The sequence below is a fragment of the Nocardiopsis oceani genome, from assembly GCF_054777395.1.
Window position 1 is genome coordinate 1 of the sequence record NZ_BAAHAR010000130.1, and the last position, 744, is coordinate 744.

Consider the following 744-nt stretch of genomic DNA (forward strand, 5'->3'; position numbering starts at 1 on the left):
CGTGTACGCGGGATCGACCTCCACAATCCTGGTCCCGGTACGCCGGGCCCGGTTCACACAGGCGGTCTTGAACCCGTGCCAGCCCTTGGACAGGATCGCCCGGTTCAACCCCGCCTTCTGCCGCACCCTCTTCCCCGGGGCGTCGCTGGTGCCCTTGGCCGAGCGGGTCATGTCCTTCGTGTTGAGCTTCTCCAACACCACGACGGCGTTCTTGTCACACAACACCTGCGCGGTCTGGGCGCTGAAGTCGGCGCGCCGGGCCCGCACCCGCCCGGTCACCCGCGACAGAGCCCGCTTGGTCCTGGCCCGATTGTTGGACCCCTTACGGCGGCGGGAGAGTTGGCGTCGGAGTCGCCGCTCGCGCTCGGCCTCCTTGGGGGTTTGGAAGGCGCGGTCGAACAGGTCGCCCTCGGAGGTGGCCACCGCCACGGCCACGCCCCGGTCCACCCCCACCGCCGCATCGGGCACCGCATGCGAGGCCGGGGTGTGCTCGCCGTCTTCGCAGAGCAGGGACAGGTACCAGTGGGCGCCGTCGCGGCGCACGGTGGCCGAGCGGATGGTGCCCTTGGGCGGGCGCGACCAGCGGAAGCGCACCCATCCGAGTTTGGGCAGCTTGGCCTGCCCCCATGTGCGGCCCAGGCGCTCAACGGTGATGCTTGGCCCGTTGGGGAAGCGGAAGGAGGGCTTCCAGTGGTGTTTGGGCCGGAAGTTGACGTTGAAGGTGCCGTGCTCGGTGCAGGCCCG

At 70.3% G+C, this 744-nt stretch carries 1 protein-coding gene; it reads right to left on the reverse strand.

The annotated features are described in order from the left end of the window. Positions 1–744 (reverse strand): RNA-guided endonuclease InsQ/TnpB family protein (locus ACYVDG_RS32700; RefSeq protein ID WP_460764191.1); only part of this gene is annotated, 744 nt, incomplete at both ends.